Annotated in this window: 25 protein-coding genes and 1 riboswitch; of the genes, 8 read left to right on the plus strand and 17 right to left on the minus strand. The window is 71.8% G+C overall.

Annotation, left to right across the window (positions count from 1 at the left end; genetic code table 11):
* Window positions 1-21: 21 nt before the first annotated feature.
* Together ABZ953_RS07315 and lysA are read left to right on the plus strand one after the other, a co-directional pair.
* A complete protein-coding gene (locus ABZ953_RS07315; RefSeq protein ID WP_361718128.1) occupies window positions 22-441 on the plus strand; it encodes an SAV_915 family protein in 420 nt (139 codons plus the stop codon).
* Between the two features lie 63 nt (window positions 442-504).
* Window positions 505-1,896 carry a diaminopimelate decarboxylase gene (lysA, locus tag ABZ953_RS07320; protein WP_361718131.1) on the plus strand — a complete coding sequence of 464 codons (1,392 nt, stop codon included), beginning with the start codon at window positions 505-507 and terminating at the stop codon, window positions 1,894-1,896.
* 60 nt (window positions 1,897-1,956) lie between these two features.
* Here the strand turns inward: lysA and purB are convergent, their stop codons facing one another.
* From purB to ABZ953_RS07335, 3 genes are all read right to left on the minus strand, one after another.
* A complete protein-coding gene (gene purB, locus ABZ953_RS07325) occupies window positions 1,957-3,399 on the minus strand; it encodes an adenylosuccinate lyase (protein ID WP_361718134.1) in 1,443 nt (480 codons plus the stop codon).
* An 84-nt stretch (window positions 3,400-3,483) separates the two neighbouring features.
* Window positions 3,484-4,263 carry an SGNH/GDSL hydrolase family protein gene (locus tag ABZ953_RS07330; protein ID WP_361718137.1) on the minus strand — a complete coding sequence of 260 codons (780 nt, stop codon included), beginning with the start codon at window positions 4,261-4,263 and terminating at the stop codon, window positions 3,484-3,486.
* A gap of 43 nt (window positions 4,264-4,306) precedes the next feature.
* Window positions 4,307-4,777 carry a MarR family transcriptional regulator gene (locus tag ABZ953_RS07335; protein WP_361718140.1) on the minus strand — a complete coding sequence of 157 codons (471 nt, stop codon included), beginning with the start codon at window positions 4,775-4,777 and terminating at the stop codon, window positions 4,307-4,309.
* Window positions 4,778-4,927: 150 nt separating this feature from the next.
* On the opposite strand from ABZ953_RS07335, the gene ABZ953_RS07340 reads away from it, so the two are divergent.
* Complete coding sequence (locus ABZ953_RS07340) at window positions 4,928-5,191, plus strand: holin (protein WP_361718143.1); 264 nt, start codon at window positions 4,928-4,930, stop codon at window positions 5,189-5,191.
* A 48-nt stretch (window positions 5,192-5,239) separates the two neighbouring features.
* On the opposite strand, the gene ABZ953_RS07345 is transcribed toward ABZ953_RS07340, so the two are convergent.
* The 5 genes from ABZ953_RS07345 to ABZ953_RS07365 form a co-directional block, all read right to left on the minus strand.
* Complete coding sequence (locus ABZ953_RS07345) at window positions 5,240-6,253, minus strand: hemolysin family protein (RefSeq protein ID WP_361718146.1); 1,014 nt, start codon at window positions 6,251-6,253, stop codon at window positions 5,240-5,242.
* A complete protein-coding gene (locus ABZ953_RS07350) occupies window positions 6,250-7,584 on the minus strand; it encodes a hemolysin family protein (RefSeq protein WP_361718149.1) in 1,335 nt (444 codons plus the stop codon). Before ABZ953_RS07350 ends, ABZ953_RS07345 begins: the two co-directional genes overlap by 4 nt.
* A gap of 169 nt (window positions 7,585-7,753) precedes the next feature.
* Window positions 7,754-8,179, minus strand: a complete 426-nt coding sequence (locus tag ABZ953_RS07355) for a GNAT family N-acetyltransferase (protein WP_361718152.1) — start codon at window positions 8,177-8,179, stop codon at window positions 7,754-7,756.
* Window positions 8,180-8,257: 78 nt separating this feature from the next.
* Window positions 8,258-10,822: an ABC transporter permease gene (locus ABZ953_RS07360; RefSeq protein ID WP_361718155.1), complete on the minus strand. Its 2,565-nt coding sequence runs from the start codon at window positions 10,820-10,822 to the stop codon at window positions 8,258-8,260.
* A gap of 14 nt (window positions 10,823-10,836) precedes the next feature.
* On the minus strand, window positions 10,837-11,664 hold the full coding sequence (locus ABZ953_RS07365) for an ABC transporter ATP-binding protein (RefSeq protein WP_361718158.1): 828 nt from the start codon (window positions 11,662-11,664) through the stop codon (window positions 10,837-10,839).
* A 163-nt stretch (window positions 11,665-11,827) separates the two neighbouring features.
* Here ABZ953_RS07365 and ABZ953_RS07370 point away from each other — a divergent pair, with 163 nt between their 5' ends.
* Complete coding sequence (locus tag ABZ953_RS07370) at window positions 11,828-12,085, plus strand: antitoxin (protein ID WP_361718161.1); 258 nt, start codon at window positions 11,828-11,830, stop codon at window positions 12,083-12,085.
* A 29-nt stretch (window positions 12,086-12,114) separates the two neighbouring features.
* Entirely contained in the window at window positions 12,115-12,453 is a 339-nt protein-coding gene (locus tag ABZ953_RS07375) for a fic family toxin-antitoxin system, toxin component (RefSeq protein ID WP_361718164.1), read from the plus strand.
* Between the two features lie 41 nt (window positions 12,454-12,494).
* Here the strand turns inward: ABZ953_RS07375 and ABZ953_RS07380 are convergent, their stop codons facing one another.
* Window positions 12,495-13,169: a class I SAM-dependent methyltransferase gene (locus tag ABZ953_RS07380; protein WP_361718167.1), complete on the minus strand. Its 675-nt coding sequence runs from the start codon at window positions 13,167-13,169 to the stop codon at window positions 12,495-12,497.
* A 75-nt stretch (window positions 13,170-13,244) separates the two neighbouring features.
* Here ABZ953_RS07380 and ABZ953_RS07385 point away from each other — a divergent pair, with 75 nt between their 5' ends.
* Window positions 13,245-13,991, plus strand: coding sequence for a DUF1838 family protein (locus ABZ953_RS07385; protein WP_361718170.1), 747 nt, complete (start codon window positions 13,245-13,247; stop codon window positions 13,989-13,991).
* 120 nt (window positions 13,992-14,111) lie between these two features.
* On the opposite strand, the gene bioD is transcribed toward ABZ953_RS07385, so the two are convergent.
* Genes bioD through bioB form a run of 3 tightly spaced genes read right to left on the minus strand, consistent with a single transcriptional unit; the run spans window position 14,112 to window position 17,347 of the window.
* Window positions 14,112-14,873 (minus strand): dethiobiotin synthase, encoded by a 762-nt coding sequence (gene bioD, locus ABZ953_RS07390; protein WP_361718173.1) that lies wholly within the window; start codon window positions 14,871-14,873, stop codon window positions 14,112-14,114.
* A 1-nt stretch (window position 14,874) separates the two neighbouring features.
* Window positions 14,875-16,155 carry an adenosylmethionine--8-amino-7-oxononanoate transaminase gene (locus tag ABZ953_RS07395; protein ID WP_361718176.1) on the minus strand — a complete coding sequence of 427 codons (1,281 nt, stop codon included), beginning with the start codon at window positions 16,153-16,155 and terminating at the stop codon, window positions 14,875-14,877.
* Window positions 16,148-17,347, minus strand: a complete 1,200-nt coding sequence (gene bioB, locus ABZ953_RS07400; protein ID WP_361718179.1) for a biotin synthase BioB — start codon at window positions 17,345-17,347, stop codon at window positions 16,148-16,150. Before bioB ends, ABZ953_RS07395 begins: the two co-directional genes overlap by 8 nt.
* A gap of 120 nt (window positions 17,348-17,467) precedes the next feature.
* On the opposite strand from bioB, the gene ABZ953_RS07405 reads away from it, so the two are divergent.
* Complete coding sequence (locus ABZ953_RS07405; RefSeq protein WP_361718182.1) at window positions 17,468-18,697, plus strand: 8-amino-7-oxononanoate synthase; 1,230 nt, start codon at window positions 17,468-17,470, stop codon at window positions 18,695-18,697.
* A gap of 33 nt (window positions 18,698-18,730) precedes the next feature.
* Here the strand turns inward: ABZ953_RS07405 and ABZ953_RS07410 are convergent, their stop codons facing one another.
* Window positions 18,731-18,955, minus strand: a complete 225-nt coding sequence (locus ABZ953_RS07410; RefSeq protein WP_361718185.1) for a DUF397 domain-containing protein — start codon at window positions 18,953-18,955, stop codon at window positions 18,731-18,733.
* 9 nt (window positions 18,956-18,964) lie between these two features.
* A complete protein-coding gene (locus ABZ953_RS07415; RefSeq protein WP_361718188.1) occupies window positions 18,965-19,828 on the minus strand; it encodes a helix-turn-helix transcriptional regulator in 864 nt (287 codons plus the stop codon).
* A 273-nt stretch (window positions 19,829-20,101) separates the two neighbouring features.
* Between ABZ953_RS07415 and ABZ953_RS07420 the strand changes: the two genes are divergently transcribed.
* Window positions 20,102-20,554, plus strand: coding sequence for an ATP-binding protein (locus ABZ953_RS07420; RefSeq protein ID WP_361718191.1), 453 nt, complete (start codon window positions 20,102-20,104; stop codon window positions 20,552-20,554).
* 65 nt (window positions 20,555-20,619) lie between these two features.
* Here ABZ953_RS07420 and ABZ953_RS07425 read toward each other — a convergent pair whose 3' ends face one another.
* The 3 genes from ABZ953_RS07425 to ABZ953_RS07435 all read right to left on the minus strand — a co-directional run bounded on the left by ABZ953_RS07425 (window position 20,620) and on the right by ABZ953_RS07435 (window position 22,582).
* Window positions 20,620-21,093: a C40 family peptidase gene (locus ABZ953_RS07425; protein ID WP_361718194.1), complete on the minus strand. Its 474-nt coding sequence runs from the start codon at window positions 21,091-21,093 to the stop codon at window positions 20,620-20,622.
* Window positions 21,094-21,096: 3 nt separating this feature from the next.
* Window positions 21,097-21,273: riboswitch (cyclic di-AMP (ydaO/yuaA leader) on the minus strand.
* A gap of 357 nt (window positions 21,274-21,630) precedes the next feature.
* Entirely contained in the window at window positions 21,631-21,939 is a 309-nt protein-coding gene (locus ABZ953_RS07430; RefSeq protein ID WP_361718197.1) for a hypothetical protein, read from the minus strand.
* A gap of 7 nt (window positions 21,940-21,946) precedes the next feature.
* A complete protein-coding gene (locus ABZ953_RS07435) occupies window positions 21,947-22,582 on the minus strand; it encodes an ATP-dependent Clp protease proteolytic subunit (protein WP_361718200.1) in 636 nt (211 codons plus the stop codon).
* Between the last annotated feature and the right edge of the window lie 59 nt (window positions 22,583-22,641).

Here is a 22,641-nt window from a genome sequence, read left to right on the forward strand (position 1 = left end):
TGTCTCCTCTGGAGGAATCCCATGGCAGAGCTCCCGTGCGGCGAGGACCCCGAGCCCTGTGAACCCGGCCCGGCCGGACCGCTGTTCGTCCCCGTCCGGCCGGGACCCGCGGGCTGGGTGGCCCGCTTGTTCCGCACCCCCGTCGGCGGGCGCACCGCCGTCGCCTTCACCACCGCGGAGCTGCTGAGCGCCGCGCTCGGCTCCCGGCAGCCGTGGATCAGGCTCTCCGAACCGGCGCTGCGCTCGCTCACCGAGCCGCTCGGCGTCGCCGAGGTCACCGTCGACCCGCGGCTCGCCGCACACCCCGTCGGCCCGCGGCCGGTACGGCCCGGCGAGCGGTACGCCGCCGTCCGGCGGTTCCGCGACCCGAGGACGGCGGGCGCCCTGCGGGTGACCGGCGCGGCGGCCCTGGCGGGCGCCCTGGCCCTGTGGATCGGCTGAGACCGACTGAATCGGCTCAGGTCGGCTGAATCGGCTCAGGCCGAGGCGAAGAGAGAAGCGAACATGACCACACTGCGCGTACCCCCGCTCCCGGCCGTGCCGGCCCCCGCGGTCCCCGTGGCCGCCCCGGCCCCGGCCGAAGCCGCCACCGGGCACGAGGACGACCTGTCCGTCTGGCCCGCCTCCACCACCCGGCTCGCCCGCGACGACCTCGCCGTGGGCGGCGTGCCGCTCACCGGGATCGCCGAGCGCTTCGGCACCCCCGCCTACCTCGTCGACGAAGGGGACGTGCGCGCCCGCTGCCGCGCGTACCTGCGCGCCTTCCCGGACGGCGAGGTGCTCTATGCCGCCAAGGCGTTCCTCTGCCGCGCCATGGCGCACTGGATGCACGAGGAGGGCCTCGGCCTCGACGTGTGCTCGGCCGGTGAGCTGGAGCTGGCCGTCACGACGGGCTTCCCCGCGGACCGCATCGTGCTGCACGGCAACGCGAAGAGCCCCCAGGACCTGCAGGCGGCCCTGCGGCTCGGGGTGGGGCGGATCGTCATCGACAGCGCGTCGGAGATCGCCCGCCTGGCCGCGGCCGTGCCACCGGGCAGTCGGCAGAAGGTCCTTGTCAGGGTGGTGCCGGGCATCGCGGCCGGTGGGCACGCCAAGATCCGGACGGGCACCGACGACCAGAAGTTCGGCCTGTCCATCACGGACGGCTCCGCCCAGCACGCCGTCGCCCGCATCCTCGGCCAGCCGACGCTCGAACTGGTGGGCCTGCACTGCCACCTGGGCTCGCAGATCACCACGGAGAAGCCGTTCCTCGCGGCGGTGCGGCGCATGGTCGGCCTGATGGCCCGGATCGAGGACCAGCACGGCGTCACGCTCCCCGAACTGGACCTCGGGGGCGGCCACGGCATCGCCTACCGCCCCGGCGAGGAGGCGCTCGACATCGCCACGCTCGGGCGCAAGGTGCGGGCCGAGCTGACCGAGGCCTGTGCGGCGGCCGGGCTGCCCGTGCCGCGACTGATCGTGGAGCCGGGGCGGGCCGTCGCGGGCCCCGCCGGGGTGGCGCTCTACCGGGTCCTCGCGGTCAAGCGGACCAGCGGGCGGACCTTCGTCGCCGTGGACGGCGGGATGAGCGACAACCCGCGCCCGGCGCTCTACGGAGTGCGGTACGTCCCCCGCCTGGTCGGGCGGCGTTCCACGGCCGGGCCCGCGCCGGTCACCGTCGTCGGCCGGCACTGCGAGGCGGGCGACATCCTCGCCTCGGACGTCCCGCTGCCCGGCGACGTGCGGCCCGGGGACCTGCTCGCCGTCCCGGTCGCCGGGGCCTACCACCTGTCGATGGCGTCCGGCTACAACCTCGTCGGCCGCCCGCCCGTGGTCGCCGTCTCCGAGGGTCACGCCAGGCTGCTGGTCCGCCGCGAATCGCTGGAGGACTTCCGCAGCAGGGACGTGGGTCTGTAGCGGGACGCGCGACGGCCCCGGGCGTCCTGCCCGGGGCCGTCGCGTCGTACGGGGGGAGCGTCAGAGAATCGCGCCCGGCGCGTAGGCCGCGGCCTCGGGGTGCTCCTTGAGGAGCGCCTCGATCTGCGCGACGACCGTGCCCACCTGGTCGCTCGCGGCGCCGGTGAAGGAGAGCTTGTCGGCCATCAGCCCGTCAAGGTCGGCGCGGTCCAGCGGGATCCGCGCGTCGGCGGCGAGCTTGTCGAGGAGTTCGTTGCGCTCGGCGCCCTGCTCGCGCATGGCGAGCGCGGCGGCGACGGCGTTCTCCTTGATGGCCTCGTGGGCCTCCTCGCGGCCGACGCCCGCGCGCACCGAGGCCATCAGGACCTTGGTGGTGGCGAGGAAGGGGAGGTAGCGGTCGAGCTCACGCGCGACGACGGCCGGGAAGGCGCCGAACTCGTCGAGCACGGTCAGGAAGGTCTCAAGGAGCCCGTCGAGCGCGAAGAACGCGTCCGGCAGGGCGACACGGCGCACGACCGAGCAGGAGACGTCGCCCTCGTTCCACTGGTCGCCCGCCAGCTCGCCGGTCATCGACGCGTAGCCGCGCAGGATGACGGTGAGGCCGTTGACGCGCTCGCAGGAGCGGGTGTTCATCTTGTGCGGCATCGCGGACGAGCCGACCTGGCCCGGCTTGAAGCCCTCGGTGACCAGTTCGTGGCCGGCCATCAGGCGGATCGTCTTGGCCAGCGAGGACGGCGCGGAGGCCACCTGGACCAGGGCGGTCACGACCTCGTAGTCGAGCGAGCGCGGGTAGACCTGGCCGACCGAGGTGAACGCGCGGTCGAAGCCGAGGTGCCCGGCGATGCGCTGCTCCAGGTCGGTCAGCTTGTCGGCGTCGCCGCCGAGCAGGTCGAGCATGTCCTGGGCGGTGCCGACCGGGCCCTTGATGCCGCGCAGCGGGTAGCGGCCGAGGAGGTCGTCCACCCGCCGGTAGGCGACGAGCAGCTCGTCGGCGCCGGTCGCGAAGCGCTTGCCCAGCGTCGTCGCCTGCGCGGCGACGTTGTGGGAGCGGCCCGCCATGACCAGCTCGGCGTACTCACCGGCGAGCTTGCCGAGCCGGGCGAGGACCGCGACGGTCCGGGAGCGGATCAGCTCCAGGGAGAGCCGGATCTGCAGCTGCTCCACGTTCTCGGTGAGGTCGCGGGAGGTCATGCCCTTGTGGACGTGCTCGTGTCCGGCGAGGGCGTTGAACTCCTCGATGCGGGCCTTCACGTCGTGGCGCGTGACCTTCTCGCGCTCGGCGATGGAGGCCAGGTCGACCTGGTCGAGCACGCGCTCGTAGTCGGCGATGGCGGCGTCCGGAACCTCGATCCCGAGGTCCTTCTGCGCGCGCAGCACGGCGAGCCAGAGCTGACGCTCCAGCTTCACCTTCTGCTCGGGCGACCAGAGGGTGGCGAGCTCGGCGGAGGCATAACGTCCGGCGAGGACGTTCGGGATACGGGGCTTTGCAGGCGCGGCAGTCACGTGTACGGATTCTACTGGGCGTTCATGCAGGCCAGCGCCACGCCCCCGTTCGTTCGAAGCTACGAGAGCGGGCGCTGCGCGCCGCTATGCGGACGGGTCCTCGTAGGGCAGCAGCTCGGGGCGCTTGGGGGAGCGGCCGTCGCCGGAGGAGCGGCCGGTGAGGCGGCGGCCTATCCACGGGCCGAGGTGCTGCCTGGCGAAGCGGGCGTCGGCGACGCGGCGCATGGCCCAGCCCGGCGGCACGACGGTGGGCAGCGGGCTCTGCCAGTCGTCCTCCGGGTCGTAGCCGAGCGCCTGCCACACGGCCTCGGCGATCCTGCGGTGGCCCTCGGCGGTGGGGTGCAGCCGGTCCACGTCCCACAGGCGCTGGTCGCCGAGTACGGTCGCGCCGTAGAGGTCCACGACGAGCGCGCCGTGCCGCTCCGCCAGGTCCTCGACGTAGGAGTAGAGCTCCTCCATGCGCGGACGGAACCGGTGCATCACCGGGCCGTTCCGTCCCGGGCTGCGCATCAGGACGAGCTGTTTGCAGGACGGGGCGAGCCGTTCGACGGCCTCTTCGAGGAGACCGCGCACGCGCCCCATGTCGCACTTGGGGCGCAGTGTGTCGTTGAGTCCGCCCACCAGGGTGACCACGTCGGCCTGCATCGCGGCCGCGACGTCCACCTGCTCGTCGACGATCTGGCCGATGAGCTTGCCCCGCACCGCGAGGTTCGCGTAACGGAAGCCGGGGGTGTGCGCCGCCATCCGGGCGGCCAGGAGGTCGGCCCATCCGCGGTAGCTGCCGTCGGGCAGCAGGTCCGACATTCCCTCGGTGAAGGAGTCGCCCACCGCGACGAGACTGGTGTAATTGGCATTCATCTGCATGGCGGGAGTGATGGTATCCCGCCGGAGCCGGCCGCGCCCGGCGTCACCGGGCCCAGGATTCCGTGAGACGGGCCACCACCGTCTCGCCGACGTCGGCGAACGCCTCGATCTGGTCGGGCGTCAGCAGGTCCATGAAGTGCGCGCGGACGGCTTCCACGTGCAGCGGGGCGGCCGCGTCGATCGTGCGCAGCCCCTCCTGGGTGAGCACGACCACCGCGCCCCGGCCGTCCGTCTCGCACTCCTCGCGCACCACGAGGCCGCGCTGCTGCATGCGGGCCAGGTGGTGGGAGAGGCGGCTGCGCGACCAGAGCATGCGGTGGGCGAGCTCGCTGACGCGGCAGCGGTGGCCGGGTCCCGCGCGCAGGTTGGACAGTACGCAGTAGTCGGGTTCGGAGAGTCCGCTCTGCCTGCTGAGGTCGCGCGCGAGCCGGGAGTCGAGCAGAAGGGACATGCGGCGGTACGCCGTCCACGCGCGCTGCTCGGTGTCGCTCAGCCGGTGGGGTTCCTGATTCACGGATCCACCCTAGCGAAGCGGTCATTGACGTATCACGCATGCGGAGAAGTGGTAGGACGGGGCGATTTCCGTAATGCGGCGGAGCTGGGCACCGTGCGGCGACGGCGGTATGCCATAGGCACGCCGTCGTCACGAGAGAGCGAGCCCGCCATGTGGACCACAGCCTTCTGGAAGGCCACCACGGAACGCGCCATCCGCACCTTCGCGCAGGCGCTGGCCGCCGTGCTGGTGGCGGGGGCGACCAGCCTCCTTGACGTGGCATGGGGAGCGGCCTTCGCCACGGCGGGACTGGCCGCGGCCCTCGCGGTTCTGACAGCCATCGGGGCCTCGGAGGCCGGGGCGGCGGGCCCCGGCCTCACCGAGCAGCCGACGCCGCCGACCACGAAGGCGGGCGCGGGCGAACCCGCCGTGTGACGCGGCCGGCGAAGCTCTCGCCGGTCGCGCCGCGCCCGCCGGACGGGGTCACACGGGCAGGCCGAAGAGCTCCCGCAGCACGTCCTCCATCGTGACCATGCCGGCGAGCCGGCCGTCCGCGCCGAGCACCGCGGCCACATGGGTACGGCTGCCGCGCATGGCGGTCAGCACGTCGTCCAGCGGCGTGGTCTCGCGCACCTGGGCGATCTTGCGCATCTCCGGCACCCGGAACGGCAGGTCGCGCGGCGCCCGGTCCAGGGCGTCCTTGACGTGCAGATAGCCGACGATGCGACGGCCGTCGTCGACCACGGGGAAGCGGGAGAACCCGGACTCGGCCGAGAGCTGCTCCAGCTTCTCCGGAGTGACGCCCACGCGCGCGTAGACCACGTCCTCCAGCGGCAGGACGACGTCCCTGACGGGGCGGCGGCCCAGTTCCAGCGCGTCGTGCAGGCGCTCCTGCGCACGGTCGTCGATCAGGCCCGCGTCGCCGGAGTCCTTGACCATGCGGGCGAGATCCTCGTCGGAGAAGCTCGCCGACACCTCGTCCTTCGCCTCCACGCGCAACAGTTTCAGCAGGCCGTTGGCGAACGCGTTGATCGCGAAGATCACCGGGCGCAGCGCCCGCGCGAGCGCCACAAGGGGCGGGCCGAGGAGCAGCGCCGAGCGCACCGGCTCGGCGAGCGCGATGTTCTTGGGGATCATCTCGCCGAGCAGCATGTGCAGATAGGTCGCCACGATCAGCGCGATGACGAACGAGACCGGGTGGATCAGACCGTGCGGCATCCCGACCGCGTCGAACACCGGCTCAAGCAGGTGCGCGATGGCGGGTTCCGCGACGATGCCGAGGACGAGGGTGCACAGCGTGATGCCCAGCTGCGCGGCCGCGAGCAGCGCCGAGACGTGCTGCAGGCCCCACATCACGCTCTTGGCGCGCCGGTCCCCCTCTTCCGCGTGCGGCTCGATCTGGCTGCGGCGTACGGAGATGAGAGCGAACTCGGCGCCCACGAAGAAGGCGTTGACGACGAGCGTCGCCAGGGCGATCAGCAACTGGACGGCGATCATCGGACATCCTCCTCGTGGTCGTCGGTGGCCGACGGGGCGTGCAGCATGACGCGGGCGGCGCGGCGCCCCGAGGCGTCGACGACGTCAAGGCGCCAGCCGCCCACCTCGACGCCGTCACCGACGGCGGGGATGCGGCCGAGTTCCGTCGCGACGAGCCCGGCGAGCGTCTCGTACGGCCCGTCGGGCACGCGAAGGCCGACCCGTGCGAGCTGGTCGGTGCGTGCCGCGCCGTCGGCGGAGTAGACGGTCCTGCCGTCGTCGTCGGTGCCTGCCGGGGCGATGTCGGGCGTCTCGTGCGGGTCGTGCTCGTCCCGCACCTCGCCGACGACCTCCTCGACGATGTCCTCCAGGGTGGCGACACCGGCGGTGCCGCCGTACTCGTCGATGACCACGGCCATGGTGCGCTTGCCCGAGAGCCGGTCCAGGAGCCGGTCCACGGTCAGCGTCTCCGGTACGAGCAGGGGCTCACGCATCCGCTCGGCGACGGATACGCGGTGCCTGTGCTCGGCGGGCACGGCGAGCATGTCCTTGATGTGGGCGACGCCGACGACCGTGTCGAGGTTGCCGCGGTACACGGGGAAGCGGGAGAGGCCGGTGGCGCGCGTGGCGTTCGCGACGTCCTCGCAGGTCGCGTGCACGTCCAGGGCCACGACCTGCACGCGGGGCGTCATCACGTTCTCCGCGGTGAGGTCGGCGAGGTTCAGGGTGCGCATGAACAGCTCGGCGGTGTCCGCCTCCAGGGCGCCCTCCTTCGCGGAGTGCCGAGCGAGCGCGATCAGCTCCTTGGGGCCGCGCGCGGAGGCGAGCTCCTCGGTGGGCTCCAGGCCGAAGCGGCGCACGGAACGGTTCGCGGTGTTGTTCAGATGGGCGATGAACGGCCGGAACGCGGCACTGAAGAGCCGCTGGGGCGTCGCGACCCGTTTGGCGACGGCGAGCGGCGAGGAGATCGCCCAGTTCTTGGGGACCAGCTCGCCGATGACCATCAGGAAGATCGTCGACAGGGCCGTGCCGAGCACGAGGGCGACCGAGGAGGCCGCCGACCGGGGTATCCCGAGGCCGTGCAGCGGCCCCGCGATGAGCTTGGCGATGGAGGGCTCGGAGAGCATGCCGACCACCAGGTTGGTGACGGTGATGCCGAGCTGGGCGCCGGAGAGCTGGAACGTGAGGTTCTTGACGGCTTTGAGGGCGCCGGCGGCGCCGCGCTCGCCACGCTCGGCGGCCCGTTCGAGCTCGCTGCGCTCGACCGTCGTGAGGGAGAACTCCGCGGCGACGAACACGCCGCACGCCAGGCAGAGCAGCAGCGCCACGAGGAGCAGGAGCACTTCGGTCATCGGGTCACCTCCGTCCCATGATCAGGCAGGGGCGTGAGGAATGCGCGATGTCGGGTACTGGGAGGCTCGCCCATGGGCGGACGCTCACACCTTTCAGTCGATACGAGTGATACGAGTAATGGGACCATGGTAAAGGATGAGCAAAGGCGGTTCGGGTCTGTCGCCCGACTCAGGCCCTGAGCGGCTTCACCCAGCGGCTCCACTGCGGCTCGGGAGCGTAGCCCGCCGCGCGCCAGGCGTGGTGGGCGAGATCGTTGCGGTCCAGGACCATCGCGTCACCGCGCCGCCCGCCGAGCCGTACGAACCGCTCCTCCGCAGCGGCGAGCAGCGCCGAGCCCACACCGCGTCGGCGGTGGTCCGGATGCACGGCGAGGCGGTAGAGGTGGCAGCGCCAGCCGTCGAAACCGGCGATGACCGTGCCCGCGAGCGCACCGCCGTACTCGGCGAGGATCAGCGCCTCGGGATCGCGGGCGACGAGCCGCTCCACTCCGGAGCGGTCGTCGCTGATGCTCGTGCCCTCCGCGGCGTCCTTCCAGAAGGCCAGCACCGCGTCGAGGTCCCCGGGCACGGCGGCCCGTATACGAAGATCGTTCATAGGGGCATCCCATCACCGGACGCCCCGGTGGCGCGTGGGAATTCCAGGATGCGGGAACCCGCGGCGTGCGCCGGCCCCTCACTCGTGCGCGATGGCCGCCAGTACGTTCATGCGTGAGGCGCGCAGTGCGGGCAGCAGCGCCGCCGCGAGGCCGACGACCACCGAGCCGATCACCACCGCGACGATGGTCGTCCAGGGGAACGCCAGCTCCTTCATCCCCTGCAGCGCGAGGACCTGCTGGACGGCGACGCCCCAGACCAGCCCGAGAGCGAGCCCGAGCAGCGCCCCGAACACCGCGATCACCACGGACTCCAGGCGGATCATCCGGCGCAGCTGGCGCCGGCCGAGACCGATGGCGCGCAGCAGCCCGATCTCCCGGGTCCGCTCGACGACCGACAGGGCGAGGGTGTTGACCACGCCGAGGACCGCGATGACGATCGCGAGCCCGAGGAGCGCGTAGACGAGGTAGAGCATCACGGCGATCTGCTGCCGTATCAGCTCCTTGTAGTCGGCCTGGTCGCGCACCTGCACCTGCGGATACGGATCGAGGGTCTTGTCCAGGCGCTCGCGCAGGGTGTCCGCGTCCGTGCCCGCGGCCGCGTTGACGTACAGCGCGGAGTCCTGGCCGCCCGGCACGTACTTCTCGACCGTGCCGAACCCGAGGAACAGCCCGCCCTCCACGCCGAACCCCTCGGGCGAGTCCTGGTCGGTGAGCGCGCCAACCGTCAGCTTCGTGTTCCGCTCGCCGGGGAACCTCGCGGGCAGCGCGTCACCGACACGTACCTTGTGCTTCTTCGCGAAGTCCTTGTCCATGCCGATCCGGCCCGCCGCGAGCGCGGCACGTGAATTCCCTTGCGTGTACGTGACCTTGGCGACGTCGTCGAGCCGTGGGCCGTAGCCCGCGGCGGTGGTCTCGACCTTCTTGCCGTCGGGCAGCGCCAGTTCGATGGGCGTGAAGCGCTGGCGCACGACGAGGCCCGCGCCGTCGGTGCCCTCGACCTTCCCGGTGATCTCCGACGAGAACGGCATGAAGTTGCTGTTCTGCACCACGAAGTCGGCGCCGAGCGTCTTGTCTATCTGCCGGTCGAACGACTTCGTCATCGAGGAGCTGGCCACCGAGAGGCCGCCGACCAGCGCGAGCCCCACCATCAGCGCGGCCGCCGTGGCGCCCGTGCGGCGCGGGTTGCGCAGCGCGTTGCGCTGGCTCATCCGGCCGACCGAACCGAAGACCGCGGGGAACACGCCGCCGAGGACCCGGATCACCGGACGGACCAGGAGGGGACCCGCGATGACCATGGCGATCAGGGTCAGGACGATGCCGAGCCCGAGCAGGGACGCCGCCGACGAGGTCTTCTCCGCCCGCGCGCAGCCCACGAGCGCGGCGGCGCCGGCCGCCCCGACGACGGAGCCCGCGACGGCCCGCACCTTCAACGGCCGCCCCACGCCCGCGATCTCGGCGTCGGCGAGCGCCGCCATCGGCGAGACGTGCGCGGCCCGCCGGGCCGGGAGGTACGCGGCGACGAACGTGACGCCGACCCCGACGACGTACGCGGCGACGGGAGTGGCCCAGCCGACGACCATCTCCGTGGACTTGAGGTTCATCCCGAACAGGCCCATCAGCTCGATCAGGCCGAGGGCGAGGCCGATGCCGGCGGCGAGTCCCAGCGTCGAGCCGAGCAGGCCGAGCAGCAGCGCCTCGACGAGCACGGAACGGCGCACCTGCCTGCGGTCGGCGCCGAGCGCGCGCAGCAGCCCCAGTTCGCGGGTGCGCTGCGCGATGAGCATCGAGAAGGTGTTGACGATCAGGAAGATGCCCACGAGCACGGCGATGCCCGCGAAGCCGAGCATCACGTACTTGATGACGTCCAGGAAGCCGCCGAGCTCGGAGGCGGCGGAGTCGGCCTGTTCGTCGGCCGTCTCCAGGTCGTAGCCGGAGCCCAGTTCGGCGGCGATCCGGTGCTTGAGGGTCGTGTCGGAGACGCCGTCGGCGGCCGTCACCGAGATGCCCGTCGCCGCGTCCGTCGAGCCGAGGAGCTCGCGCTGGGCGGTCGGTGTGTCCAGGAAGACGAGTGCGGCCCCGGGGTTCGTCGTGGTGAACGTGGCGATGCCGACGATCTCGACCTTGAACGAGCCGGGGCGCGCGAGGACCGTGAGCGTGTCGCCGATCTCCACGTGCTTCTTGTCGGCCGTGTCCGCGTCGATCATCGCCTGACCGGCGCCGTGCGGGGCGTGGCCCGAGGTGAGCTCCACGGGACTGCGGTCGGTGGGGTACCAGTTGGTGGCGATGGTCGGGGCACCGGTCGTGGGGCCCACGGATTCGTTGTCGCGGTCGACGATGGTGACGTTCTGCACCTTCGCGTCGACGTGCGCGTCCGCGACCCCGGCGACCTCGGTGACCCGCTCCTTGAGGCGCGCGGGCACCGTCGGTGTCTGCCCCGACGGCACCGCCTCGTCGAGGTCGTCCTTCGCCTCCACCGTCACATCGGCCGACGTGGAGGCGAAGAGCCGGTCGAAGGTGCGGGTCACCGTGTCCGAGAAGATCAGGCTGCCCGCGACGAACGCCACCGAGAGGATCACGGCGAGCGCGGAGAGCATGAGCCTGCCCTTGTGCGCGAGGAAACTCCTCAGTGTCGCCTTCAGCACCGCGGACCCCCGCCTCAGCTCTGTTCGGACGGACTGTCGGTGGGCGCGTGCGCACCCGGCGCCATCGCCTGCAGGGCGTCGAACCGCTTCATGCGTTCGAGGACGGTGTCGGCCGTCGGGCGTTCCATGTCGTCCACGATCCGCCCGTCGCCGAGGAAGAGGACCAGGTCGGAGTGGGCGGCCGCGCCGGGATCGTGAGTCACCATCACCACCGTCTGGCCGAGCTGGTCCACCGCGTCGCGCAGGAAACCGAGCACTTCGAGCCCGGCCCGTGAGTCGAGGTTGCCCGTCGGCTCGTCGGCGAAGATCAGCTCGGGCTTGGCGGCGAGGGCCCGCGCGCAGGCCACCCGCTGCTGCTGGCCGCCGGACAGCTGCGCGGGGCGGTGTTTCAGCCGGTCCCGCAGGCCCAGGGTGTCGATCACGTGCTCCAGCCACTCGTGGTCCGGCCGCTGCCCCGCGATGTCCATCGGGAGCGTCATGTTCTCCAGGGCGTTGAGCGTGGGGATGAGGTTGAACGACTGGAACATGAAGCCGATCCGGTCCCGTCGCAGCCGGGTCAGCTCGCGCTCCTTGAGGCCCGTGATCTCCGTGTCGCCGAGCCACACCTGGCCCGCGGAGACGCTGTCGAGCCCGGCAAGACAGTGCATCAGCGTGGATTTTCCCGACCCCGAGGGGCCCATGACCGCGGTGAAGCGCTCACGCGCGATGTCCACGTCGACCGAGTCGAGGGCGAGCACGGTCGTCTCGCCCGAGCCGTACGCCTTGGTGAGACCGCGGGCGCGCGCTGCGGCCCCGGCGGGCCCCGGGCGGCCCGTGAACGGCGCCGAAGCAGGTGTGGACAAGGCGGCCTCCTGGGTTGTGGCCGATCCAACTCCCGTGACCCCGCAGAGAGTAGTGGGCCACCTGCGCGTCCGGTATCCCTCCGAGGTCGCGCCCCCGAGACGTATGTAAGGGGCATGGTCATGCGCCCTTGTCGCGCTAGCACCTGGACGCTAGCTTGACGGTATGGCGAAGACCCAGTTGAACGTGCGGGTGGACGAGGACACCGCCAGGGCCGCGCGGGAGCGCGCCCTGGCCCGGGGCATGAGCGTCAACCGCTACATCGAAGAGCTCGTCAAACAGGACTCGGGCGAAGTGGGACACACCTTCGTCGAGGCCGCCGCCGACTTCATGAAGCAGTACGAGTCCGTCTTCGCCGAGGAGTTCGGCGTCGAGCGCGAGGGCCGCCGCCCGGTGCGCGAAGGTTCGTCGCCGAGCCGTTGAACCTCAGAATCGACCTTGCCTGGCTCTTGATGATCGCCGAACACAAGACGCCCGGTGACCCGCAGGTCACCGACTGGGGCGCGCTCGTCGCCGCCGTCAGCCGCCACGAGGCGGAGATATTCGGCCTGCCCGTCTACGAATCCCCGCACGACCGCGCGGCGGCACTCCTCCAGCTCCTGCTCCACATCCCCGCGCTCGAACGCTCCAACGCGCTCTTCGCCGCCTCCGTCGCGTACGCCTACCTCGTCTCCAGCGGCCTGAAGGTCGTCACCTCGCCCGAGCAGGTGCGCGACCTCGCCCGCCTGGTGAAGGAGGACGGCGCGAGCGTGCACGCCATCGCGGAGGAACTGCGCCAGTGGAGCCTGTGAGCGCGTGAGTGCCCCGGGTCCGCCCCGGTTTCGCCCCGGCGTCAGGGAGCGCTGTCCGGCCGCAGCGCCGTACCGATCACGCAGTACGAGGTGGGCAGGCGCGGCCCCTTCGCGGGTACGAGGAGACGACGGTGCCCGCCGACCGCGAACCCTGCCGTGCGCAGCGCCCCCAGCGTGTCCCGCCCCACGTGACAGCCGCCGAACAGCGGCGGCCACACCGTACGGTCCAGGACGCGCTGCGTGGCGGCCATCAGCGTCCCCGGCGCGCGGCCGTGCTCGAAGAACCGCAGCTCGCCGCCGGGCCGCAGCACCCGCCGCAGTTCGCCCAGGGCCCGCGGCACATCGCGCACGCTGCACAGCACGAGCGAGACGACGGCCGCGTCGAACGCCTCGCTCTTGACCGGCAGCGCCTCGGCGGTGCCCGGCACGACATCGACGGGCACGTCCGCACGCACGGCCGCGGACACCGCGAGGCGCCGCAGGATCCGCTCCGGCTCGATCGCCACGACCTCGGAGACCGCGTCCGGGTAGTGCGCGAAGTTGAGGCCGTTGCCCGCGCCGACCTCGATGACCCGTCCGGAGAGCCCGGCGAGCAGTTCCCGCCGGTACGCGCCGATCACGGGTTCGGCGGCCACGCTCTGCCGTGCGTAGAAGCGGGCGAAGACGGGATGGTGCACGGCGTCCCGGGACACGGACGCGGTGGAGCGAGGCGACATGGGCCCTCCTCGGCGGAGCGAGCGGATACCGCCATGGTGCCCCCGGCGGGCCGAAGAGCGCGCACAGTACTCCGTATGACGACACCCGCAGAGTCCCTCCGCTCCCTCGCCCGTACCCGCGCCTCGCTGGACGGCGAGGAGGTCACGTACTGGTGGTCGGGCAACGTGTACTCCTGGGCGCCCGACGAGCCGTACCAGCGCCTCTTCGGCTTCGAAGGGGTCAACGTCGCCCGTCTCGTGCAGGACCCCGAGGACGGCCCCGACACCTACCAGCTGCTCACCCGAGAGGCCGCGTTCTATCTGGACCCCACCACCCGCGAGATCCTGGAGACCTGGCAGGACCTGCCGGTGGTGCACATATGGAACGACCCGGCGAACCAGAAATGGCGCCCCTTCCCGGTCCCGACGACCGACCTCGGCGACCAGGTCTGCTTCAGCCTGGAAATCCCGCTCGCCTACCCCTCGCCGCTGCCGGTGGCCCAGTACCCGCTCAACTCGGCCGGTGACACGTACAAGGCCCTGGAGCTCTTCCAGTTCTTCGCGGACCGCGCCGACCTGGCAGGATCGGCGCCCGGCGTCCCGGCCACCATGTCGTGGACCCGGATGTCGCAGTGGCTCCCGTGGATGGCCCGCGGTCAGCGGCCCGGCGGGCTCACCTACCACTGCCGGGGCCGCAAGCTCGGCTCGTACGCCGGGGTCCCCGAGCGCACGCGCGCCTACATAGCCGACCGCCACCCGGAGTTCGCCCGGTCCCCGGAGAAGTGGAGCGAGCCGAACGAGACCAGCTGGACGTACTTCCGCAAGCTCAACCCGCCGAAGTAGCCGACTGCCTCCGGGGGCAGGGCGGGGCAGGGCGGGGCGGCGTGGGGCGGGGGAGCGGACCCGTCCGCCCCACCCGCGCGTCCGCCCCACCCGCCCCGCACTCCCGGGGAGCTCAGCCGGTCACTGCGCGCGGGCCGTCCCCGCACTTCCCGCACGCCACGCCGCAGGCGCCTCCCGCTGCGTGAAGGCCGCGCCGTGCCAGGTGCCGCCCAGTTCGGGGCCCAGCCAACTCCCGGCCCGCGTACGGAAGTCGGGGCCTTCGAGGGTGCCGGAGCCCGCCGGGATCGCGCCGAGCAGACTCCTGCCCGACGCGTCCGGGAGGTCGGCGAGGTTGCACCGGGAGGCCAGGTCCGGTGCGGCGGGCCAGCTGCCGACGACGACGCCGAGCTGTGTGATCCCGCGCGCCCGCAGCGCCTCCGTGGTCAGCGTCGTCGCGTTGAGGGTGCCGAGCCCCGCGGTGGCGACCACGAGGACCGGCGCACCGAGCAGCCGGGCCGTGTCGGCCAGCGTGCCGCCTTCGTCGTCGAGACGGACGAGCAGGCCGCCCGCGCCCTCGACGAGGACCAGGTCGTGGTCCGTCGCCAGCTTCGCCGCCGCGTCGGCCACGTCCGACGGCCGTACGGGCCGAAGGCCCGCCCGGCGCGCGGCGGTGTTCGGCGCCAGCGGCTCGGGGAACCGGGCGAGTTCCAGCGTCGTGACGGCGTCGCCCGCCAGCCGCGCCACCTCCTGCGCGTCGCCCGGCTCGCCCGGCGCGACCCCGGTCTGGGTGCCCTTGAGGACGGCGACGCTGTGCCCCGCCGCGAGCGCGACGGCGGCCACCGCGGCCGTCGTCACCGTCTTGCCGATCTCCGTGCCCGTTCCGGACACCACGATCACCGTCATGTCAGCTCTCCTTCGCCGCGGCGCACACCGCACGCGTGATCCGCGCCAGGTCGTCGTCCCCCGTGATGAACGGCGGCATCGTGTAGATCAGGTCGCGGAACGGCCGCACCCACACGCCCTCGCGCACCGCCGCCCGCGTGGCGGCCGCCATGTCCACCGGATGGTCCAGCTGGACGACGCCGATGGCGCCGAGGACCCGGACCTCGCGTACGGCGGGCAGGTCGGCCACCTCGGCCAGGCCCTCCCGCAGGCCCGACTCGATGCGCTTGACCTCGCCCTGCCAGTCCTGCCCGAGGAGCAGGTCGATGGAGGCTCCGGCCACCGCGGTGGCCAGCGGATTGCCCATGAACGTCGGACCGTGCGCGAGAACGGGCACCTCGCCCCGGGAGATGCCGTCCGCGACCCGCGGCGTGCACAGGGTCGCCGCCAGCGTCAGATAGCCGCCGGTCAGCGACTTGCCCAGGCACATCACGTCGGGCGTGACGCCCGCGTGGTCCGCCGCGAACAGCGCACCGGTGCGGCCGAAGCCCGTCGCGATCTCGTCGAGGACGAGCAGCACGTCGTGCGCGTCGCACGCCTCGCGCAGCACCCGCAGATAGGCGGGGGAGTGGAAGCGCATGCCGCCCGCGCCCTGCACGACGGGCTCGACGATCACGGCCGCGAGCTCGTGGGCGTGGCGCCCGATCATGTCGTGCAGGTGGGCCGCGTACGTCTCCTCGTACTCCGAGGGCGGCGCGTCCGCGAACACCTGGCGCGGCAGGACGCCCTGCCAGAGGTCGTGCATGCCGCCGTCGGGATCGCAGACGGCCATCGGCTGCCAGGTGTCCCCGTGGTAGCCGCCGCGCCAGGTCAGCACCCGCTGCTTCGCGGGGCGGCCGAGCGAGCGCCAGTACTGGAGGCACATCTTGAGGGCGACCTCGACCGAGACGGAGCCGGAGTCGGCGAGGAAGACATGCTCCAGGCCTTCGGGTGACATGTCGACAAGACGCTTCGCGAGCCGGACGGCGGGCTCGTGCGTGAGCCCGCCGAACATCACGTGGCTCATCCGGTCGAGCTGGCCGCGCACCGCGTCGTTGAGCACGGGGTGGTTGTAGCCGTGGATCGCCGACCACCAGGACGACATGCCGTCGATGAGCTCGGGGCCGCCGTCCGCGAGGCGCAGCCGGACGCCGCTCGCCGACTCGACGACCAGGGGCTCCTGGCGGCCCGGCATCGGCCCGTAGGGATGCCAGACGTGCTGCCGGTCGAGCGCGAGGAGCTCGGGAGTGGAGAGGTCAGGCATTGGGCGCGAGATCCGTTCCCGCACCCCGGCGCCGCACCGCCACCAGGTCCGTCCGTGCCTCGGCGGGCTCGGCCACCGGCTCCGCGGCGGGCTCGGACGCCCCGCAGGGGCCGCAGCCGCCGCCCTCGTGCGAGCCGCAGCCGCCCCCCTCGTGCGAGCCGCGGCCCCCGGCGGCGGCCGCCGCGGCCACGCGGTGCTGCGGCAGCGTCACCTGGTCCGTGCCCTCGACCTCGAAACCGGCGTCCGCGATCATCTCCAGGTCCGTCTTGCCCGCCTGGCCCTCACTGGTCAGGTAGTCGCCCAGGAAGATGGAGTTGGCGAGGTTCAGGGCGAGCGGCTGCATCGAGCGGAGATGGACCTCGCGGCCGCCCGCGATGCGCACCTCGACGTCCGGACAGACGAAACGGACCATCGCGAGGATCCGCAGGCACCGCTGCGGCGTGAGGTTCCACTCCTTGGCCAGCGGCGTGCCCTCGAAGGGGATTAGGAAGTTCACCGGCACCGAGTCCGCGTCGAGCTCGCGCAGCGCGTACACGACGTCGACGAGGTCCTCGTCGCTCTCGCCCATGCCCGCGATCAGCCCCGAGCAGGCCGAAAGGCCCGCCGAGTGCGCCTTCTGGACGGTGTCGACACGGTCGGCGTACGTGTGGGTCTTGGTGATGTCCGCGTACGTCGCCTCGGACGTGTTGAGGTTGTGGTTGTACGCGTCCGCGCCCGCGCCGCGCAGGCGCTCCGCCTGACCGTCCGAGAGCAGACCGAGGCAGGCGCACACCTCGACGCCCTCGTTCTGGTCCTTGACCGCCGCGATGGTCTGCGCCACCCGGTCGACGTCGCGGTCCGTCGGGCCGCGGCCGCTGGCCACCAGGCAGACCCGCTTGGCGCCGCCCGCGACCCCGGCCGCCGCGGCCTGCGAGGCCTCGTCCGGCTTCAGCCAGGTGTACTTGAGGATCTCGGCCTTGGAGCCGAGGCGCTGCGAACAGTACGAGCAGTCCTCGGGGCACAGCCCCGACTTGAGGTTGACCAGATAGTTGAGTTTTACCCGTCGCCCGAACCACTGCCGCCGCACCTTCCCGGCGGCAGCCACTACGTCCAGGAGATCGTCGTCGGAGGTGGCCAGTACGGCCAGCGCCTCTTCACGGGTCGGCAGTTCGCGCCGAAGTCCCTTTTCCACCAGCGTGTTCAGCAGGTCCATGGCGCTGATCCTTACGTACGGCAGCCTGCCGGGCCAAGGAGAGTTCGCACAACAGAAACGCTTTGAGGTGTGGGTATTGCCACACCCTGGCCGGGTGGCACGGCGGCTAAGGTCTGTGCAATGTCTACAAACAGGCACCCCGTGACGAGCGCGTCCACCGCGCCGAGCCGCGCGTCGGAGACAGCCCTTGGCACCGCACCCGGCGCCGAGCCGGGCGCGGCGTTCGGCTGGCTCGACGAACAGGCGCGGCTGCGCGCCGGCGCCGGCCTCGTGCGCACCCTGCGCCCGCGCCCCGCCGACGCGGGCGACCTCCTCGATCTGGCGGGAAACGACTACCTCGGCCTGACCCGGCACCCGGAGGTCACCGAGGGCGCGGCGGCCGCGGCCCGGCGCTGGGGCGGCGGCGCCACCGGCTCCCGGCTCGTCACGGGCTCCACGGAGCTGCACGCGGAACTGGAGCGCGAGCTCGCCGAATTCTGCGGCTTCGAGGCGGCGCTCGTCTTCTCCTCCGGCTACGCGGCGAACCTCGCCGCCGTCACCGCACTCGCCCCCGCCGGTTCGCTGATCGTCTCCGACGCGGGCAACCACGCGTCCCTGATCGACGGCTGCCGCCTCGCGCGCGCGGCCACGCAGGTGGTGCCGCACGCCGACCCCGAAGCGGTGCGCAAGACGCTCGACGCCCATGGCGGCCCGGCCGTCCTGGTGTCCGACTCGGTGTTCTCGGTCGACGGGGACATGGCGCCGCTGGCCGAACTGGCCGCCGCCTGCCGCGAGTCCGGGGCCGGGCTGATCATCGACGACGCCCATGGACTCGGTGTGCTCGGTGACGGCGGCCGGGGCGCACCGCACGCCGCGGGGCTCGCGGGCGCGCCCGACACCGTGGTCACCCTCACCCTCTCGAAGTCCCTGGGCAGCCAGGGCGGCGCGGTCCTCGGCTCCGCGAGGGTCATCGAGCACCTGGTGAACGCGGCCCGCACCTTCATCTTCGACACGGGCCTCGCGCCCGCCGCGGCCGGTGCCGCGCTCGCCGCCCTGCGGCTGCTGCGCCGCGAGCCCGCACGCGCCGCCCGCGCCCGCGAGGTCGCGGCCGAGCTGCACCGGCGCCTCACGGCCGAAGGGCTTTCGGCGGTACGGCCCGACGCCGCCGTCGTCTCCGTGCGTGCCCCGTCACCGGAGCAGGCCGTCCAGTGGGCCGCCGACTGCCGGGCCGATGGCCTCGCCGTGGGCTGTTTCCGTCCGCCGTCGGTGCCGGACGGCATCTCACGGCTGCGGCTGACCGCCCGCGCGGATCTCACCGACGAACAGATCGCCGGTGCCGTGCGGGTGATCAGCCGCTGTGCACCTCGATGAGCCGCTCCTGGCCCGCACGGGGCCCGAGCGCGCTCAGCGCAGGCTGTTGACGAACGTCTCCCAGGGGCCGGGGGAGATGAGCAGGGCGGGGCCTGCGGTGTTCTTCGAGTCACGCACGGCCCGCAGGCCGTTCGGCGGACCCGGGTCGAGGGTGGCGGTCTCGACGCAATTGTTCATTCCATTGCTGTAGCTGCTGCGCTGCCACCGCGCACCTTGAAGCGTTGTGCTGGAAGGTACGTACCGAGGCATTGCGGTCATGGTGCCTCCTTACGCGCCGTCGCCTAGTCCGGCGATGAATACCGTTGATTCCTCGGGTGAAAGCGCTTGTACCTGAAGGGAGTTGAAGGCCTCCGTGTACGCCTGGAGGTCTTCTTTCCGTTCGAGGTAGAGGCTACTCGTCAAGTGGTCGAGAACAACCACATCCAGATCAGCAATGTCCGGAAATGAAAAGATAACGAAAGAACCGATCAGTCCCGCATGCTCACCGGCGGCGAACGGTAGTACCTGAAGCCGGACATGAGGCAACCGGGACACCTCCCGCAACCGGGTCAACTGTCCCGCGAGAACTCCCGCCCCGCCCACCGGCCGCCGCAGCACCGCCTCGTCCAGGACCACGCTCAGCCGCACCGGCGGATCCGCGCGCAGCACGTCCTGCCGGGCCAGGCGCACCTCCACGAGGGCGTCGACCTGCTCCTCCGGCAGCCCGCCGAGCGCCGCCCGGGTCACCGCACGCGCGTACTCCGGGGTCTGCAGCAGTCCGGGAATCACGGTGGTCTCGAGCGTGCGCACCCAACACGCCTGCGACTCCAGGCTGATGAAGTCGCGGTAGGTGGCGGGCAACAGGTCGCGATACGCCTTCCACCAGTGATGACGCCCCGCACCGGGATCGTCGGCGCCCGCGAACGCGATGAGCAGCTCGCTGCGCCGGGGGTCCCGCACCTCGTATGCCGCGAGCAGCAGCCGCACGTCGGAGGCCTTCACACCGCTACGGCCGGTCTCGATCCTGCTCACTTTCGACTGGTGCCAGCCGAGCCTGGCGGCGGCCTCACTGCTGGTGAGGCCCGCCTCGCTGCGCAGGGCACGCAGTTCGGCGCCGAGCTGGCGGCGGCGCACCGCTGGGCCGTACTGCATGCCCGTCTCCTTCCGGCCGGAGCCGTCGGAATCTCCCGGCGGCGGGGCGGGGCAGTAGGCGAGATTAGAGGAAGTACGGGCCCTTCGCCCAAATACGCTCGGCCGTAGCAGAGTTCACCGCATCGAGCGACAGATATATGCACATCTCGGTGGATCGCCACGTGTGCCCGGCCAAGGAGTGGCAGTGTGGCGCGAAGCACCAGTGCCGGAACGGTCCTCGAGTCATCCGCCGCGAGTCGGGGCCGGTCCCGGTGGGAAAGGGACAGCGTCGCCATGGCAGACCACCAGGAAGCCTCCGTCACCCTGCCGAGCGATCCTGCCTCGGTCCCCGCGGCCCGGAAGCACGTCTTGCGTGTGCTCTCCGAATGGGGCTTGTCCGGTGACGCCGAGGTGACCGACACGATCCGGCTCATCGTCTCCGAACTCGCCACGAACGCCGTACAGCACACCCTGGGGCAGTCGCCCACCTTCACGGTCGACATGGAACTCGACCGGGACGAGCAACTGCGGATCGGCGTCACCGACAGCCACCCGCGCTATCCCAAACGGCTGCCCGCGGCCGTCCAGCAGGACAACGGCCGCGGCCTGGTCATCATCCGCTGGCTGACCGCCGAGTGCGGCGGCAAGCTCTCGGTCAGCCCCACCGACGAAGGCGGCAAGACCGTGTGGATCGCGCTGCCCTGGCGGGCCCCCGTCCAGCGCAGACACCGCGATGCCACCCGCTGACCCGCGTGACGGACCGGGTCAGCCGGGCGGCCGGGCGCCCGAGGACACACGTGGCAGGGGCAGGGTCAGCGCACCCTCCCGTACCAGACGCTCTTGGACCAGATCTTCTCCAGGCGCACCACGGTGCCCGTCTTGGGGGCGTGCCAGATGCGGTTGCCGCCCGCGTAGATGCCCACGTGGTAGACGTTCCGCCCGGAGTGGAAGAACACCAGGTCGCCGCGGGTCCGCTGGGACCTGGAGACGTGCTTGGTCTTGTTGTACTGCGCGGCGGCGGTGCGCGGCAGCTTCTTGCCCGTGCGCTTGAACGAGTACAGCGTCAGGCCCGAGCAGTCGAACCGGTGGGGCCCGACGGCCCCGTAGCCGTACGGGGAGCCCTTCTTGGACGCCGCGATCTTGAGCGCCTTGGTCCCATGGGTGGCTGCTTCGGCCTCCGACGTGAGCCCGGGGGCCACGACGGTGCCGCCTACGACGGCGAGCGTGAGGACCGATGCGGCACCGGTCCTGCTGAGCAGCGACGGAACATGATTCAGCGCAGTCATGCGCAACCCTTCGTCAGCCGCCTGTGAAAGATGACCTGTCGGGTTCGGGCAGGCGAAGATGCCCGGCCGCGTGGTGCTCTGCGGCTTCACCCCAAGGGCGTCGCCCGGACTGTCCGGACGGGCCCGTCGTGCCTGGGTCCTCCACTCCTGCCGTTGCACAGATGTCGACCGGTCATCCGGGTGGCGGCAGGACTCGGCGTCCGCCCGGACCGCCCCACCGCTGTGGCGGGGGCTTGTCGTCGAAAGGGATCTTGACCCGAGATGGGTCCGAAAACCGAGCCGAAACGGCCTTTTGTGAGGCTCCTCACGACTGACCTGTTCAGGTGAACACGGTCGAATTGGACCTCCCGACGAAGGGTCCGACGACGGCTCGACCAGCAACGGAATGGCAAATTCCAGACCTGCTGTACTCGCTGAACGCAACTTCGGACCCTGCGACGAAGGATGTTCGAATACGCCGTACGTGGTAGCCCGACTGGTCCGTTTCGAAGCGGGCCGGGACGATTCGGCTCTGCACGAGGGGTGGCTGACGGGCGCTCAGCCACCTGGCGAAGGCGGCAGGGCGAGCCGTCCGGCGCGCCGTTCGCCGTCGAGGACGCGCAGGGCCCGGGCCAGTGTGGGCGCGTGCACCTCACTCTCCCCTCTCCGGTGCATGACGGCGAGCGCGTCCCTGAGGGCGGCCGCGCGGCCGACCAGCGCCTGAGCGGCGCGTAGGCCGCCGTAGGTGTGCTCGGTGCGGGCCGGATTGATCCGGCCAAGGAGGTCGACGACTTCGAGATAGCAGTCGATCAACTCCGCCTCGGCGCGTGTCAGGGCGGGCAGGGGCGGGAGATCCGGCGGCAGCATCGGCAGGTCACCCCGCGTCCCGCTCGGCGAGCGAGCTCTTGCGGCTCGGAATGATCCGGTCGACGAGCCCGTACTCCACGGCGGACCGCGCGTCGAAGATCTTGTCCCGCTCGATGTCCGCGCTGATCCGTTCCGGAGCCTGCCCCGTGTGCCGTGCGAGCAGCTCCTCCAGCAGCCGTCGGGTGCGCAGGATTTCGTCGGCCTGGATCGCGAGGTCGGTCGCCTGCCCCTGGATCGGTTCGGAGGCGGCGGGCTGGTGGATCAGCACGCGCGCGCCGGGCAGGGCGAATCGTTTGCCGGGTGCTCCGGCGGCGAGCAGGACGGCGGCGTCCGCCGCGGCCTGCCCCAGACAGGTCGTCTCCACGTCGCAACTGACGAACCGCATCGTGTCGTAGATGGCGGTCATCGCGCTGAACGAGCCGCCGGGGGAGTTGATGTACAGCGAGATGTCGCGGTCGGGCGCCTGGTACTCGAGGTGCATGAACTGCGCCATGACGTCGTTCGCGGAAGTGGCGTCGATGGGCGTGCCGAGAAAGACGATCCGCTCTTCCAGGAGCTTGGAGTACGGATCCATGGTCCGCGTCCCCGAGGAGGTGCGTTCGGTGAACTCGGGCAGGACATAGCGGGCGGACGGACGGTTCATGGTGCGCCTCTCTTCCTCCGGTCGCGGTGCGCCGCACACCGGACTCTGTACAAAATGTA

This window comes from Streptomyces sp. NPDC046465, assembly GCF_040646035.1.
In the GTDB taxonomy this organism is placed as follows: domain Bacteria; phylum Actinomycetota; class Actinomycetes; order Streptomycetales; family Streptomycetaceae; genus Streptomyces.